The organism is Methanohalobium evestigatum Z-7303 (assembly GCF_000196655.1).
Lineage (GTDB): Archaea > Halobacteriota > Methanosarcinia > Methanosarcinales > Methanosarcinaceae > Methanohalobium > Methanohalobium evestigatum.
Genome location: NC_014253.1, coordinates 1140504 through 1156141, shown reverse-complemented (window position 1 = coordinate 1156141; position 15638 = coordinate 1140504). Strand labels below are relative to the sequence as shown.

The 15638-nt window shown below is 34.8% G+C and carries 17 protein-coding genes and 3 pseudogenes; 13 read left to right on the top strand and 7 right to left on the bottom strand.

The features are described from left to right. The first annotated feature begins 93 nt into the window (after positions 1-93). On the top strand, positions 94-870 hold the full coding sequence (locus tag METEV_RS05875; RefSeq protein WP_013194627.1) for a TrmB family transcriptional regulator: 777 nt from the start codon (positions 94-96) through the stop codon (positions 868-870). A 30-nt stretch (positions 871-900) separates the two neighbouring features. Then, entirely contained in the window at positions 901-1047 is a 147-nt protein-coding gene (locus METEV_RS12355) for a hypothetical protein (RefSeq protein ID WP_157197298.1), read from the top strand. A 109-nt stretch (positions 1048-1156) separates the two neighbouring features. On the opposite strand, the gene METEV_RS12980 is transcribed toward METEV_RS12355, so the two are convergent. The 3 genes and pseudogenes from METEV_RS12980 to METEV_RS05870 all read right to left on the bottom strand — a co-directional run bounded on the left by METEV_RS12980 (position 1157) and on the right by METEV_RS05870 (position 2159). Then, a complete protein-coding gene (locus METEV_RS12980; protein ID WP_394296176.1) occupies positions 1157-1354 on the bottom strand; it encodes a zinc ribbon domain-containing protein in 198 nt (65 codons plus the stop codon). A gap of 81 nt (positions 1355-1435) precedes the next feature. Continuing rightward, a pseudogene (locus tag METEV_RS12550) lies at positions 1436-1705 on the bottom strand (recombinase family protein); the annotation flags it as partial. Between the two features lie 61 nt (positions 1706-1766). Beyond that, positions 1767-2159 carry an FG-GAP repeat domain-containing protein gene (locus tag METEV_RS05870; RefSeq protein WP_013194625.1) on the bottom strand — a complete coding sequence of 131 codons (393 nt, stop codon included), beginning with the start codon at positions 2157-2159 and terminating at the stop codon, positions 1767-1769. A gap of 320 nt (positions 2160-2479) precedes the next feature. On the opposite strand from METEV_RS05870, the pseudogene METEV_RS12975 reads away from it, so the two are divergent. After that, positions 2480-2548 (top strand): annotated as a pseudogene (locus METEV_RS12975) (hypothetical protein); the annotation flags it as partial. A gap of 175 nt (positions 2549-2723) precedes the next feature. On the opposite strand, the gene METEV_RS05865 reads toward METEV_RS12975, so the two are convergent. Continuing rightward, positions 2724-3164, bottom strand: a complete 441-nt coding sequence (locus tag METEV_RS05865) for a universal stress protein (protein WP_013194624.1) — start codon at positions 3162-3164, stop codon at positions 2724-2726. Between the two features lie 174 nt (positions 3165-3338). Further along, a complete protein-coding gene (locus tag METEV_RS12345) occupies positions 3339-3476 on the bottom strand; it encodes a hypothetical protein (RefSeq protein ID WP_198008137.1) in 138 nt (45 codons plus the stop codon). A gap of 200 nt (positions 3477-3676) precedes the next feature. Between METEV_RS12345 and METEV_RS05860 the strand changes: the two genes are divergently transcribed. From METEV_RS05860 to METEV_RS05825, 9 genes and pseudogenes are all read left to right on the top strand, one after another. Next, positions 3677-5038 carry a DEAD/DEAH box helicase family protein gene (locus METEV_RS05860; protein WP_013194623.1) on the top strand — a complete coding sequence of 454 codons (1362 nt, stop codon included), beginning with the start codon at positions 3677-3679 and terminating at the stop codon, positions 5036-5038. Between the two features lie 26 nt (positions 5039-5064). Beyond that, positions 5065-6666, top strand: a complete 1602-nt coding sequence (locus METEV_RS05855; RefSeq protein WP_013194622.1) for a DUF790 family protein — start codon at positions 5065-5067, stop codon at positions 6664-6666. A gap of 675 nt (positions 6667-7341) precedes the next feature. Continuing rightward, positions 7342-7854, top strand: coding sequence for a DUF169 domain-containing protein (locus METEV_RS05850; protein WP_049891024.1), 513 nt, complete (start codon positions 7342-7344; stop codon positions 7852-7854). 77 nt (positions 7855-7931) lie between these two features. Further along, positions 7932-9017, top strand: coding sequence for an RNA-guided endonuclease InsQ/TnpB family protein (locus METEV_RS05845; protein ID WP_049891271.1), 1086 nt, complete (start codon positions 7932-7934; stop codon positions 9015-9017). Between the two features lie 55 nt (positions 9018-9072). After that, positions 9073-9291 (top strand): annotated as a pseudogene (locus METEV_RS12545) (DUF169 domain-containing protein); the annotation flags it as partial. Positions 9292-9941: 650 nt separating this feature from the next. After that, positions 9942-10202 carry a hypothetical protein gene (locus METEV_RS05840; RefSeq protein WP_049891022.1) on the top strand — a complete coding sequence of 87 codons (261 nt, stop codon included), beginning with the start codon at positions 9942-9944 and terminating at the stop codon, positions 10200-10202. 112 nt (positions 10203-10314) lie between these two features. Beyond that, complete coding sequence (locus METEV_RS05835) at positions 10315-10776, top strand: DUF134 domain-containing protein (RefSeq protein ID WP_013194620.1); 462 nt, start codon at positions 10315-10317, stop codon at positions 10774-10776. Positions 10777-10876: 100 nt separating this feature from the next. After that, positions 10877-11008, top strand: a complete 132-nt coding sequence (locus METEV_RS12855; protein WP_269634928.1) for a hypothetical protein — start codon at positions 10877-10879, stop codon at positions 11006-11008. Positions 11009-11077: 69 nt separating this feature from the next. Next, positions 11078-12079 carry a radical SAM protein gene (locus METEV_RS05825; RefSeq protein ID WP_013194619.1) on the top strand — a complete coding sequence of 334 codons (1002 nt, stop codon included), beginning with the start codon at positions 11078-11080 and terminating at the stop codon, positions 12077-12079. Positions 12080-12107: 28 nt separating this feature from the next. On the opposite strand, the gene METEV_RS05820 is transcribed toward METEV_RS05825, so the two are convergent. Further along, positions 12108-12431: a DUF5320 domain-containing protein gene (locus METEV_RS05820; RefSeq protein ID WP_013194618.1), complete on the bottom strand. Its 324-nt coding sequence runs from the start codon at positions 12429-12431 to the stop codon at positions 12108-12110. Positions 12432-12552: 121 nt separating this feature from the next. Between METEV_RS05820 and METEV_RS05815 the strand changes: the two genes are divergently transcribed. Next, positions 12553-13821: an RNA-guided endonuclease InsQ/TnpB family protein gene (locus tag METEV_RS05815; protein ID WP_013194617.1), complete on the top strand. Its 1269-nt coding sequence runs from the start codon at positions 12553-12555 to the stop codon at positions 13819-13821. Between the two features lie 311 nt (positions 13822-14132). Here the strand turns inward: METEV_RS05815 and METEV_RS05810 are convergent, their stop codons facing one another. Then, positions 14133-15317 carry a hypothetical protein gene (locus tag METEV_RS05810; protein ID WP_013194616.1) on the bottom strand — a complete coding sequence of 395 codons (1185 nt, stop codon included), beginning with the start codon at positions 15315-15317 and terminating at the stop codon, positions 14133-14135. Positions 15318-15638: the final 321 nt, after the last annotated feature.

Genomic DNA, 15638 nt, shown 5'->3' with positions numbered 1-15638 from the left:
GAATTACCTAAATTTGATACATCTGTAAGGGGCTTAATTCCAAACCTAAACATATCAGTAAATATATAAATTTGTTGTAACAAAAGTTGTTACATGATTGATAAGCTGAAAAAATTAGGATTAAATGGTTACGAAGCCGATGTATATATAACTCTTGTTGGCTTGGGTGATGCTACTGCAAGAGAAATATCAGACAGTAGTAGCGTACCAAGACCGAAAGTTTACGATACAATAAAAAGTTTGGAAGAAAAAGGTTTTGTAGAAGTACAATATGGTCACCCAAACCGTTTTAGACCAATGGAACCCAGAAAAGTGATAAGGAAACTGGAAAATGATACTATCAGAACTGCAGAAGAGTGCATTCATAATTTAGAGAGATATAGATTGGACAAACATGATGATTCTCCCTCGATTTGGATGGTTAAAGGTAACTGGGCTGTAACAACCAGAGTTCAAAATCTTATAAGTACGAGCCAAAAAGAAATACTTATAGAAGTTTTTGACCTAGATTTTCTGAATGAAATTTCTAATTATTTAGATGAAATTGATAAAAAAATAACTTGTATATATATAGGCAAACATGAAGACCAAAAAATGTTCCCAGACAAGATTCACGTTAATTTTGTAAATATAGACGATTTAAAAGAACGATCTCATTTTATTGGCTTAACCAAGTTCATTACCGAAGGCATACAAAGTGATGGGATTATGTATGAACCCGAAGGTAATATAACAGTAGATGAAAAAGTAAACATTAAAATTCATAAAGAAAACGGGAAAAGGACAGCAATCGTTAGTAAAGTCCCAATTTCAGCTTATATACATAAAAATATAGTAGAAACACTACTGCAAGATTCTAAAAGTAAATGATAAAATAGAATAATCTACTGCTCAATTTTTGTGAAGACAATATACTCAACGTATTTGGCTGCAGCAGTGGCGCTTGAGACTGCAATACCAACATCTGCTTTTTTAAGTCTGGGAGCATCATCAACACCATCAACTGTCATGCCAACAATATGTACATTCCATGAAGCAACTCTATAATGCGATATTTATGTACGGGGTATTGCACTTCCGCACTCCTAAGTTTACATGATTTTATGTAAATTTAGGTGTGAATGTATCATCATTCTCGTTTAATTCGTTTGCATATTTATTTTCGAGTTATTGTATCTCCAATATGCAATATACAAAGGTTCTTTGAGATTACCTTGTAGTCCATGCCAGACAAAGGTATTTCTTTTTTAGCAATATTTACGGCGCTGTTTATATCTCTCGAAAGGGTTAGACCGCATTTTTTACAGGTAAAAGTTCTTACTTCCGGATTCTTCTTTTCTACATCTCCACAAATACAGCATTTTTTGTTCTTATGACTTCGGCTTCCGTAAAGTTTTGCGGAAAAGACCGTGATGATAGTAAGAAAATCTTCAACTCATTCGTTTTCGTATATTTTGTCTTCTGTTTGATTGATTATTTCTATTTTAACACCATTTGACTTACATAGCTCCTCGAAAATTTCGAACCCAAATCTCATGAGACGGTCTTTATAATTGACAACAGCTCTTTCGATTTGTTTTCGTTTTACAAGTTCAATAAGTTCTTTCAATCCTTTTTTGTTGTAATTTAATCCAGAACCTATATCTCTTATAATCTTAAATTCGTAACCATTGGAAGCGCAGTATAAAGAAACAACATCAGCTTGTTTTTCTAAATCGTCCTACCGTCATTTTCATACCAGTAATTCGCATCATTACCGTTACCGGTTATGATGTCTGGATGCCATCACCATTGACATCAGCTATTGATACCGAATTAGTATTTTTTGATTTATCATGCATTTTATAGGCGGTGAAACCTCCTTTTCCATCTCCTTTATACAGATAGTTAACACCATGTTTGGTTACTATAATGTCCTGTTTACCGTCGCCATTGAGATCTGCATGAGTTAAAGACCTTGTATACTCGGGATTGCCACGTATCATATTTTCTGGAAATGACTTTGCATATTCGGACGTGTTGAAAGTACTAGCCTGAGATTTGACATCATAACCTGTTTGCATTTTGTTTGATTGTGCCTGAAGGCCTCCTGAATTAGATTCTGCAGCTGTAGTCATGCCTGTATTAAGAAGAAATGCTGCCAGAAATATCGGCATCATAATGAGTTTTCTTTTATCCTATTTTATCACCTGATTTTTATTTTTAAATAAAATCTCATATAATGAAAAATTTTATCAGTTATGAAAGAATGAGTTTAATCGAAGACGACAAGAAAATTTTGCAACTTTTTGGTCAACTGGATTTTTCAGGCAAACCCACTAAAATCAACTAAAATCACAAAACAGTTTAAAAAATCCACATGAATCATCTATAAAAATAAAACTGCAAAGTGTTTTAAGAGAAAACTGAGCCAGAACCTGAAACAGAACCAAAATCCGATACAGAGCAAAATGAATCTGAAGAAACTGAATCAACTCCAGGATTTACATCACTTCTGGCTCTTGGCATGCTTGGTGCAGTCTATATTGTATTGAAAAGAAGAAATTAAGTACAGTTTTACACTGTACTCTTTTATTTTTAATATATATTTTAAAATTTTATACAATGATAAATTCTGATAAATAATTTAACCTATGAATTATCTTTATTTGTTTAATAGATAAAACTAGGTTAATAGTATACTGGAATTGCCGAACATCCTGTTCTCTCGTAGATTCAATCAGTCAGGATGGAACAACCAGTACTTCTTTTTCAGAATGTCTTACCACTTTATCAGCTACACTCCCAACCATGAACCGTTTAATACCAGAAAGACCCCTGGTACCCATAACAATAAGGTTGATATCATTTTTATCGGCAAATTTGATGACTTCTTCAGCAGGGTCGCCCTCAAGTATTATAGATTCCACATCAATGTCTGCTTCTTGACCAATTTTTTCTACGTATTCCGTAGCTTTTTCACCTTCTTTTCTCATCATTTCCATTGCAGATTTAGCCCAGTCTGGACCTTTGCGAGACATTGCAGCACTTACAGGTTCAATTATATATACTGTATATACCTTTGCACCTGTATTTTTAGCAAGATTTATCCCTGATTGGACTGCGTTTTTGGAATTTTCTGAACCATCGGTAGCAATTAAGATTTTATTGTATTCACCTGTCATTTATATACTCCCCTTAATAAGTACTTAAGTAATTAACACTTATATACGTAACGAAAAAACGTTACTTAGCATTATTAATTAGTTTTAATACTTCATTTGTTTACATTTTAAAAATTTCATTGAAAATTTACAAATATCTTTAAATCTTTGATTTAAAGAGTAAGGCTCTTTGGATTAAACTCCTTCTGAAGCCACTTGGTCTTTAGCCAAGTGGTAGTTCACCCAATTGGTCGCAGGAGACTCCCTGCGCGAGCTGGGAGAGGAATGCGACCTTTCTTTTAAATCTGTACCAGTTGAGTTAGAGTTGTACATCTAGCTAAAATCCTCCTGCAGTTTTTCTTAACATTAGGGTTTTTCTTGAAGGTATTTCCGAATATATCCATGATGCTGAAGTTACCTGATGTTCTTTTGCCTTTGACAAATCCAGAAATATCTGGATTCTCTACCTCTGAACCCCAATTCTCGTTAAGTTTTTCTACAAAGCCACTTGATTGTTTAGTGGTTATAAGACAATGCCAGCTGATATACCCGAACTAACTTATCATCAAGGAACTGTAAAAATCAACGGTAACATAAGCGTTCCTTATGCTTATTGGGATGAACGCAGCAAAACTTTCAGAGCTCATGGATTGTATTATAAAAATATCATCAGTTACCTGAAAGAATCATCAATCGAATATAAAGACAGTGTTCCTAACCCTGTTTCGTGTCCCGAGCTGAAACACTTGTATAAAGATAATATACAGTTAAGAGATTACCAGCAGGATGCTATTTCTTCATGGATTCAGAACAATTATCAGGGTGTAATAGTCCTTCCTACCGGCAGCGGTAAGACCTTCATAGGTGTGGACGCTATTGCGTACTGCAACACACCTGTTATCGTGATTGTTCCAACGATAGACCTGATGGAGCAGTGGCGTTCAATCCTTAGCAAAGCCTTCTCAATTGAAATCGGGGCACTTGGCGGTGGTAAAAAGGACATTCAGCCTATTACTGTTTCCACATATGATTCAGCTTATATTCATGCAGAAAAAATCGGTAACCGATTCAATTTTATTGTCTTTGATGAAGTGCATCATTTACCAGCTGAGGGATACCGGACAATTGCTGAAATGTTTATAGCTCCATACAGGATGGGGTTAACTGCCACCTATGAAAGAGAAGATGGGCTTCATAAAGAATTAAACCGACTTGTTGGTGGTAAGGTTTTTGAGCAGGAGTTGTCCAGTCTTTCAGGCAAACATCTATCACCATACAGGATTGAAAAAATTACTGTTGCATTAAAAGATGAAGAAAAGAAAGAATATAAAAGGAACCATTCTATATTTACAGATTATTTAAAAAAGAAAAATATATCCATGAAAAGTCCCGGTGATTTCCAGAAACTGGTAATAAGAAGTGGAAGCGATCCGGAAGCGAGGAAAGCGTTACTGGCGAGAAACCGGGCAAGAGAAATTGCATTTAACAGTTCAGCAAAAGTTGAAAAATTAAGAGATATCCTTAAAAAACACATACATGATTTTGTATTTATATTTACAGAACACAATCAGCTGGTATATCGTATATCCGATGAATTTCTGATTCCTCCTATAACTTACAAAACAACTACAAGGGAACGAAATCTCATACTTGAAAAATTCAAATCAGGAACTTATAATGCCATAGTGACATCAAAAGTACTTGATGAAGGAATAGATGTTCCAGAAGCCAGTGTAGGAATCATATTAAGCGGTACCGGAAGTAAAAGGGAATATATCCAACGTCTTGGAAGAATTCTGAGAAAACAGAAAGGAAAGGAAGCAGTCCTTTATGAAATTGTGTCTGCTGAAACTTCAGAAATTAATACATCAAAAAGAAGAAAACCCGCACAGTAACACCAATAAAATCTTTAATATCAAAAATGCTTCCCAGTGAACTCCTTGTTACTAAAACCTACAAAGGAAAAGTAAAACCTGTGTATGCCAGCTCAAAGCACATCAAAACGGCAGATATGCTGATTGAGGCTTTTAATAGGAATATAGGAAACACCTATGGAAACTTGATGGAGGAAATTCAGGGTTTTGAAGAGATGAACTATCGTTTAATCAGAGGTCTTACACAGATACTATTGAGAAAATGTAGAATTGAATCGAATGTTGATATTGACCCTGTAGAACTTCGACAGGCAGTGTTTGGAGAATGTTCAAAAATCATAACATCAAGGGAAGAAAGAGACAATATACTTTACAATGTCGCCAAGAAATATTCTATTTCAAAGAATGAACTTGAACAAAATCTATGGGCTGACATCGATGAGAATAAAATAATCAAACATTTTCAGCCAATATCATCTGATGAGCTGTTAAAGCAGTATAACATTTCACTTATCCAGACACTTTTTTTTAAAGCCGTTGATTTGGATATAAAAATAAAGGGTAATTTCAAAAACGTTTTGCAGGCGGTACTTCGTTCAAGATTAATGTATTCTTTCAATGAGGTTCCTGTAAGTAATAACAATAACGAGGAAATTGATAGAGGTATAGAAACAGTAAATCTTCATATAGACGGACCTGCTTCCATTTTTAAAATGACGGAAAGATATGGGAAATCATTTGCAAAATTAGTTCCGCATATACTTGAATGTCATTCATGGAGTATCAGGGCTGATATATCTCATAAAACAACTAGTGGGAAACGGGTACTTGAATTCACTGCAAGTAGCAGTGATGACATATTCGGTCTGAAAACTTCACAAAATCGGATAAAAGAATCTCCAAATACTCTTTATGACAACAACAAAAAGACAGAATTTGATAGTTCCATTGAATATGAGTTTGCACAATTTTCCTTTCGGGAATGGAGTCTGGATAGAGAACCTGCAATTTTAAAAGCAGGTAAATATGCATTTATTCCTGATTTTTCATTGAAAAAAGGTAACATTACAGTTTATGTCGAAATCATCGGGTTTTGGACACATGATTATCTAAAAAAGAAAATAGCAAAAGTCAACGAAGTAGATGTGCCCATAATTTTACTTATCAACAATAAACTCAAATGTTCAGAAAGTGATTTCAAATCAAAAAACGCGGATGTGATGTTTTACAACAGGAAAATACCGTATAAACAGATTATGCAGATATTGAAACGTTATGAAGAAAAAGAACTGGAAAAAGAGCACGACAGAATAAAAAATATAGATGTTCCACCAGACAAAAACATTATCAATATAAATGATCTGGCTGAAAAAGAAAATGTATGGAAAAAAGCACTGAAGCAGAAATTGGAAGATCAGCTGAATGATGATAGTGAGTATTTAATTTTTGGTGATTATCTGATTAATAAAAACCTTATTTTGGAAATCGATTTACAGATACAGAACTTAAAAACATATTCTGATGTGGTGGATGTTTTTAATAAATACGAACTCGACAAACAGGTATATTATCCTGTACTTGAACATCTTGGATATAAAGTGGTCTGGAAAGGATTAAGCGAGGATACAGCAGAAATTCAAAAGAGATGAAAGGAAAAGACAATCTATCAACAGAGGAAATCATTACGAAAGTGGGGCAACAGGGGTACGTGAAAGTTAACGGTTTATAGAGCCTGTCCGACAATTCGATACTGACAATCTATTTTTATTTCTTATTTATAGTTGAGGACAAATTATTTGTTATTAACTTGTAATATATTTCGTCGTTTGTTGATATAATTATAAGCAACAAATATTGAGTTATCGACTATAAATAAATGTAGGTTAAAGATTAATTTATGTATCAATAGCATTTATCCAATAATCCAAAAACCAGTCACGGATGCTGTCACTTGATATAAGAGAAACCATCAGGACTGATAATTTATGTTACTTGGTAGGTCATTTTGTATAGGATATCAACTTTGACATTAATTGTCGGACAGCCTGTTTACTCGTGGGACAGCAGTCAGCAGGATAATGGATATTTTCTCTTCTTATTGGTTCATAGGTATTAATTTAATACTATTCAACTATTAATTTTGGTATTTGTCAAGTTCAAGGGGTACTGTTCAGTTAAGACCATCTTTCTCCTGATTTATAGCTCTAAAACATTGTGCTAAGAAGTACTGAAGAATCTAGAATAGATTAATATGTTCCATTAACTGAACAGTACCAGTTCAAGAAACCAAAATATTAATGGTTATTTAATACAAAAGCAAAATCATGAATATAAATGAGATTAATAAAACAGGCAGAAAAATAATAGAAGTAATGGGACTAACAACACCACCTGTGGCAATAATGTTGACATCAAATATCTATCGTATCCCAGAAAGTATAGACAAAATTGATAATAATATGTCTCACTGCCAAATGGTTAACAAAATACGTGAAGAATCTGTTCAGTTTTATGCTTTTGAGGAGAATCAGCAGTGTAAAAACGGTGCGGCTGTTATGGGAATGAGGGAATTGAATCCTGAATTTGCTAATGGCAACGAGCTTTATAATGAAGGACATTACAAAGATAGGTATTTAGCGAAAGAAACAATACAACAAATACCGAAACTAGAACCTAATAGTGTTAAAGCGATAATATATGGACCGCTTAATAAAGCTGATTTTATACCGGATATTGTACTTTTTATTGGTAATCCTGAAAATATTATGCAAATTTCACGAGGAATGGAGCAGGAAGCCAACAGTTTTAACTGTTGGAGGAATGCGTCTAACTATTAAATAAACCATTAATGACCAGCAGTAACATCTCTGATTCATAATTATTTTATATGTATATGACATATTTTGTAAATAGCATGTACCTGACATTGAAAGTAAAACTGAATCCCGATAGAGAACAACGCGATAGACTATTGACAACCATGCAAAAGTTCAACGAGGCCTGCAACTATGCTTCTGAGGCTGCATGGCACAACAAAAAGTTTGGTAAAACCGGGATTCAGAAATTAACTTATTATGACATCAGGCAAAGATTCGGTCTTTCTGCTCAGTTGACAGTCAGGGCAATCGGTAAAGTAGCTGAAAGCTACAGCAGCGACAGAAAAACCATACACAAATTCGATAGAAGGGGAGCTGTGGTCTACGACCAGAGAGTTCTGTCGTTCAAAGGAAACGATACTGTGTCCATACTTACTGTGGATGGGCGCGAGAAGATAGGAATATCTTACGGTGATTTTCGACTTTTTGACATAAGTAAAATCCGAGGTCAGACAGACCTGATTTATGAAGATAATAATTTTTACTTGATGCTTGTGATGGAAGTAGGTGAAAACGAAGTCAAATGTTACGAAGATGTTATGGGTGTAGACTTGGGTGTAGTTAATATAGCAACCACTTCTGATAACGAAGTTTACAAAGGATCAAAAGCTGATGAGATACGAGAGCGATATACAAGCCTGAAATCAAGATTACAATCTAAAGGCACTTGGTCAGCCAAGAAACACCTCAAGAAATTATCCAAAAAGGAACGCCGGTTCAAACGTGATTTGAACCACCGGGTTGCCAAACAACTGGTTAAACGCGCTAAAGACACGTCCCGGGCTATTGCACTTGAGAACCTCAACGGTTTTCGTCCGGAGGCTACGGTTACTAAAGCGCAGAGAGACAGATTGGGTAAATGGGCGTTCTCTGAATTGACCGATTTCATCTTATACAAAGCAAAACTGGAAGGAGTACCTGTAGTCATTATCAACCCGATGTATACCTCTCAGCAGTGTTCTGAGTGCGGGTACATCGATAAAAATAACCGTCAGAAACAGGCTAACTTCAAGTGTAAGAGATGCGGTCATAGAGAGAACGCTGACTACAATGCTTCGAAGAACATAGCACACAGGGGAGCCGTCAGCCTCCCTAATGTCCTCCGCTTAGCTTCTATTAGTTAAGAGATGGAAGGACAAGCTAACCACTTCAGTGGTTAGTAGCTGACAAGCATACCTATACTGTCATGGTGGTTGTCTAAATGCTAATTATTCTGGTATTCTAAGTTTATGTGCAGATGGTGTTGTTAAACCTTACATCAACTCTCAAATAAGTTTATCCATGGGATGTGAAGGAAGCCGTAGTTTTGCTGATATTTCAGAAAATGAAATGATAATGGGTGTCCCTACAAAATACATAGATGATATATTGGAAGGAGTTAATAGAATGTTTAGCTAAAAATATCAACTTAGTGAATTATTCCTTCCAAAATGGCGGAGATTCCTGCGAATACCTGTATCATCCCGATCAACAGGGCTGTCTGTTGTAGATTACCAGCGAACCGCTAATATCCCGTCCACAGGGGATTCTGGTGCAAACACCTTTCCATTATTACTACTGCACTGTTTTTATCCCTATCTGTAGACTGTCTGCAATAAGCACAGTTATAGGTTCTCTGATGTAATTTGTTTTTCAATTTAGTGTATCCAACCCATTTTCAGCAGTATTTTTGCGCTGTCGCTTCTGCCGGACCTGCACCAATAATTACCACATCATACTTGATTTTGAATTATTGGTTTTATGCTCTAAAAATTAGACTGAAATATTGTTATCATGGTTTTCAATCCCCCGGATTTATACTAGTGTCATATCACAGTTAAAATGACGCAATTTTAATTACACTTAATACTCAATATAGGTATATGCAAAGAAAATACATTGGTAACTTACAACATCTGATGCAAGAGTTAAAATGAAACGCCTTTATCCGGCTATTGAAGTGTGATGTAACACTAGAAATAACCAGAAATATAGTATACTTTATAAGTAAAATATATAAGAATTGATAACATAAAATTTAATCAATTATATTCATCATGGAGATTGTTATGGTAAAAAGAACCGAAACGATATACCTAAATTATGATAAAAACCTTAGCTGGTTGTGTCATATTTCCAAGAACTTATACAACCAGGCAAACTTCATAGTTAAACAATCTCTAAATGATGAAGGTGGTTGGGTAAGATACGAAAAACTAAATAAACAGTTAAAAGGTACTGAAAATTATTCTGTTTTACCCACTCAAACAGCACAAGTTTCTACAGAGCCAGTTGGTAATGATGTTAAAGTAATTAATTATACCCATTAATGAAGAATTACTTTTCATTTTACTTTTTTTTAAAAGATATTAGTTATAATAATAAATAAATTCTTCATTTTTCGTGAACTATTTATAGTATTATGCATTATTATGCATTATTATGGTTCGACCAAAAAAACAGAGAATAGTAGATATTGAACCAGAAGTCAGTGATTTCAAACCTTCAGGAGTTCCCCTATCAAGCTTAGATGAAGTTAATATCACCATCGATGAACTGGAGTCTTTGAGGTTAATATATCTGGAAAATTTAAACCAAACAGAATCTGCCAGAAAGATGATGATTCATCAATCCACATTTCAGAGAATATCACAGCAAGCGATTGAAAAAATTACTAATGCCCTTATAAACGGTAAAGCAATAAAAATCGGAGGAGGTAACTATACGGTGCCAGCTAAACAAAAAACGGTACAGAGACAGGGTAAAGGAAGACATGGATTTGGAGGACCGGTCGGAACATGTATATGTCCTGACTGTGGTTATGAACAATCTCACCAAAAAGGGATACCATGCAATCAGGTTAAATGTCCTGAATGTAGTAAATTAATGATTAGAAACGAGTAAATAAGGAGGTTTTAAAATTTCAAAGGATCAGACAGACAGCAACCAAATGTTTCATTCAAAAGGCCAAGGGAGTGTAAAAAAACCAAATGAAAAAAATACAGTGTCTAGCAGAACCAAGGGTACATGTGAATGTCCAAATTGCGGATATGAGCAGCCACACAGGGTAGGATCACCATGTAAACGCACTCCATGTCCTGAATGCGGAGCATACATGCACCGTGCTATAAGATAAAATTAAAAATTGCAGGATATAGCAAAATATACGATCCTGTATCCTGTATTTTTATATGAAGGTATAAAAATGGGATTAAAAATTGTGTACGGACCAGTCCCATCAAAACGCCTGGGCAGGTCACTTGGCATAGACGTTATAAGGACTGATAATAAAAAAAATTGCAACTTTGATTGTGTATACTGTCAACTGGGACATACAGATTTTAAAGTATCATATCCTGAAAATGTAGAAGGACTGGTTACTACGCAGGAAGCCATAAATGCCCTGGTTAAGCATAAAAATAGAATCATTGATGTTGATTATATCACTTTTTCCGGAACCTGTGAACCAACATTGAATCTTGAAATTGGTAATATGATAAAACAAATAAAAAATATCACTCATGTACCGGTATGTGTTATTACCAATTCATCATTAATGGAAAGAAAAGATGTCCGTCAGAATTTATTAAATTCTGACCTTGTTATAGCGACTCTTGTTACAGGCTTTGAAGAGACATTTAAAGCCATTAACAGACCATATCCAGGAATTAAACTTGAAAACATTATAAACGGACTGGAAAAATTCAGCAAACAAAAAAATCAAAACAAGAAAACTGAACTTGCGATAGAAATAATGTTAATAGAATCAAAGGAATCATTTCCCATGAATACCACTGAATGTGAAATTGATAAATTAATAGAAGTCACCAAACGAATAAATCCTGATAGAATCGAACTACTCACAGTAAATCGGCCCCCTGCTGAAAATCATATCATACCAGTTTCAGATGAAAAATTAAAACAAATCTCTGATAAATTCACAAGTGTATTTGGTAGCGAAAAAGTAGAACTAACATTTGCGAATTCGAAAAAGAAAGTATCTAAATATACCCACAAAAACTTGAATGATGATATTTACAGTCTGATATCTCGAAGACCCTGTACGTTCGAACAAATATGTGATTCGCTGGGTGCTGAAAATGATAAAGTAAAATCCTCACTTGAAAAATTAATCAAAGATAACAAATTAATAACGATAGATTCAGGAAATTACATTTACTACAAAACGAAGTCAGCAACCAACTAATAAATTAGTTGGCTTGTCCTTCCATCTCTTAACTTCGACTACTAGCAGAAGCTAAGCGGAGGGCATTAGGAAGGTTGACAGCTCCCCTGTGTACTATGTATTTGTACGGAATCGATTTTTTGTCTTTATACGAATCATCGAAACTTTTAGTTGTATCACTGTTTTTTCTGAAATTGGATTTTCCGAAACCTGATCCATTCTTGTTGAACGCAAAACCACGGCCTCGTGCTAAGCCTCTACCAGCAGAATTATTTGACATTGAACCGGCTGTTTGAGAACCTAAACAGGGTCCCAGTCTTCTCCCAGTCATTGGCCCTTTACCTTCTGGACCAGTTCTATCACCACCTGGCATATCATTTTACCTCATTTGTCTTTTGATTTATAAAGTTAAATAAAACCCCGATGTTTTTAGCATCGTGGTATGATAAATAGTCAAAAAAAGATAAGTATTTTGCTAAATAATTGTATGATGAATGTATCTAACCCAGAAGAACCATCTCCGTGCTGATAAGCAGACGTATGAAACTTTGAAGAGGTTGACCAAACTGTCCAAGAACCTGTACAATTTCACGTTGTACACGATTAGGCAGTACTTTTTCAATCATGGCAAATATCTCGATAAAGATACTGCTTACCATACGGTCAAAGAAAACGAGAATTATAGAATGATGCCATCACAGGTTGCCCAGAATACTGTGGAAACTGTGGATGGCAGTATGAAATCGTTTTTCAAACTTCTGGATAAGAAGAGAAAAGGAGAATATGAGAAACCAGTTTCACTTCCAAAGTATCTGGATAAAGATGGTAACTTCATATGTACTTTCAAGAAAGATCAGCTGAAGGTTATCGATGATAAGATCAGGTTATCATTGGGTTTGGATTATTATAGAACTTATGGAACCAAGTATCTATACTTCAAGATACCTGATAACATAATAGGTCAATACATCAATCAGGTCAGGATTGTACCAAAATATAAAGGTCGATGGTTCGAGATAGAATTTGTATATCATGAAGATGGGGAGATTGCTGAACTTGATTATAATAACCATCTATCGATAGACCTTGGAGTGGACAACTTTGCGACCTGTGTGACGACCAGCGGGACTGCCTTCATATTAGACGGCAGGGGTATCAAATCTTATAACCGCTGGTGGAACAAGGAGAAGAGCAGGTTGCAGTCAGTCTACGACAAACAGAATGTAGATGATGGAATCAAGATGGATAGGTTCTCTAATAAAAGGTTCTGGAAGATAAATGATTTCATGAACCAGTGCGTTAATCATATAGTAAAACATTGTCTGGAAAATAGAATCGGTAATGTCATAATCGGAGAGATGAAAGAGATAAAACAGGAACAGAATATCGGAAAGCAGAATATCGGAAAGCAGAATATCGGAAAGCAGAATATCGGAAAGCAGAATACCCAGAACTTCCAGACAATACCATTTGCTAGGTTTAAATATAAAATAGCTTCTAAGTGTGAATATCATGGTATAAAATATCATGAAGTAAACGAAGCTTACACTAGCAAGGTTGATGCACTGGCTTCAGAACCTATCAGAAAGCATAAGAAATATCTTGGTAAAAGATCTAAGAGAGGAATCTTCCAGTCATCTACAGGTAGACTGATCAATGCCGATATCAACGGTGCATTGAACATCTTGAGAAAGGTAATCGGTGATTCCCTCAAAGGGATAACCGATAGTGGGGACGTGAACTCCCCTGGAAGAACTTTGTAAATTGAAAATTTACAAATATCTTTAAATCTTTGATTTAAAGAGTAAGGCTTTCCTGGTAACCTTCTTCCGAAGCCGCTGAGTCTTTAGCTCAGCGGTAGTTCACAGTGTACAGTTCATTTGTACATATTCAATGTTACATGTAAAATAGAAAAATGAAATTGAATAGTAAAAAACTAGCTAACGACTTTGAAAATCTACAGTAAATATTGGAAAACACAGGATATGTTCAAATTCTAAGAACTTAAAAAGTAGCTTTTTCACCTATATTTTAAAAATTTATAAAAAAAAGACAACTATAAAAGTTGTCCGTTTCAATTTCCTTGCCATTCAACAATATCACTTACCAGATATTCATAAAAGGAACTTCCTGTTTCTGTATCACCTTTATATTCGATTACTGCACCATCTGGTTGATGGGACATGAAATCGACAAACCCTGCTGGTAATGGAGTCGGCGTTCCATCAGGAAGTTTTGGATCATAATCAAACACCGCAACCTGTGAAGCATTTATTGTTATATTTAAATCAGAGGTTGAAAACTTGACAGTTTCAGGTCTTGTTCTGTCATCATAATCAACTAATTCATTCATAGGCTCAGTTATATAATTAAGCTCTTTGATTGTTATTTCATCACCTGAATAATCTTCAAGGACTTCTCCTGTATTTTTATCCAACAACGTCAGATGTTTGTATGAATAGTTATCGTAACCATCATCTATTCCACGTACTGCATAGGCAATAGTCTGGTAATTTTTCGTGGTAACTTCAGACCAGCTCCATCCATGCATATTCGTGGTCCATGAAAATTCACCGTCCATCATAGGTTTAATATTGTTATTAGGTATCATGTGGTCCATATATCCGTTAGCCTGAGTAACCCTGTACTTTTCACCATCTATAGTTATAGTACCATGAAGGCGTCCATAAGAACGTTCATAGGTAGTGAAATTAAGAGGATAATCACATTTATCGACGGTCTTTTCAACATTTGTCTGGAAATACAGGTCCATATCTACTCTATTGGTCTCATAATCTAAATGATAACCGCCGAGATGGTTTCCTGTTAGACTTTTAGTACCCTCTGGATAATTGTAATCTACATATGGTGTGTTGAAAGCGATGTAATTAGTAATGTTATTCCTTGGAATATATTCATCTTCAGACTCAAATACCGATGTACCGTTGTCAAAATACAAACCATTGAACGTTAGCATATAGGATTGTGGAAGTTCAGAAATTTCCTGATGAGCCAGCACGACAAAAAAACTGAAATTTTTCTTCTCTCCACCGTTTCCTACAAGTTTGGTGTCTCCATTAAGATACCACCATTCTGCCATCATGTCAGCGTCAAAATCATCCTCAAAATGTCCGCCTTCAGTGTAATCTAAATTAGGGTTCTTTTCTAATCCTTTTTTCTCTGTTGGTTGTGCCGATATTGTACCTGTGACTATAATCAAACAAGTTATAGCCAGAGCTAAATAGTATATTATTTTCAATCCTACTCCCCCTTTGACAATATAGAATTTTCAGTAAACAATATTTTTCATGAAAGTTCTAATAATTGCAATGAAGCTATAATAATTGATAAAAGATAAGCTTTTTGGTGATCATCTACGCAAAATCAAAATTGTTTAAAACAGTCCATCCAGCTTTTTAATATAAAAAATAATTGCATGAAATTTAGAAAATCGATCATACTGAAATTATTTATTTTGATTCTAATTAACTTTTTCACAAATTATAACTATATACTTTCTGGTATCTATTCCATATAATTAATTATCGGCACCATTTAGTATTTTTATCATAACAAATCT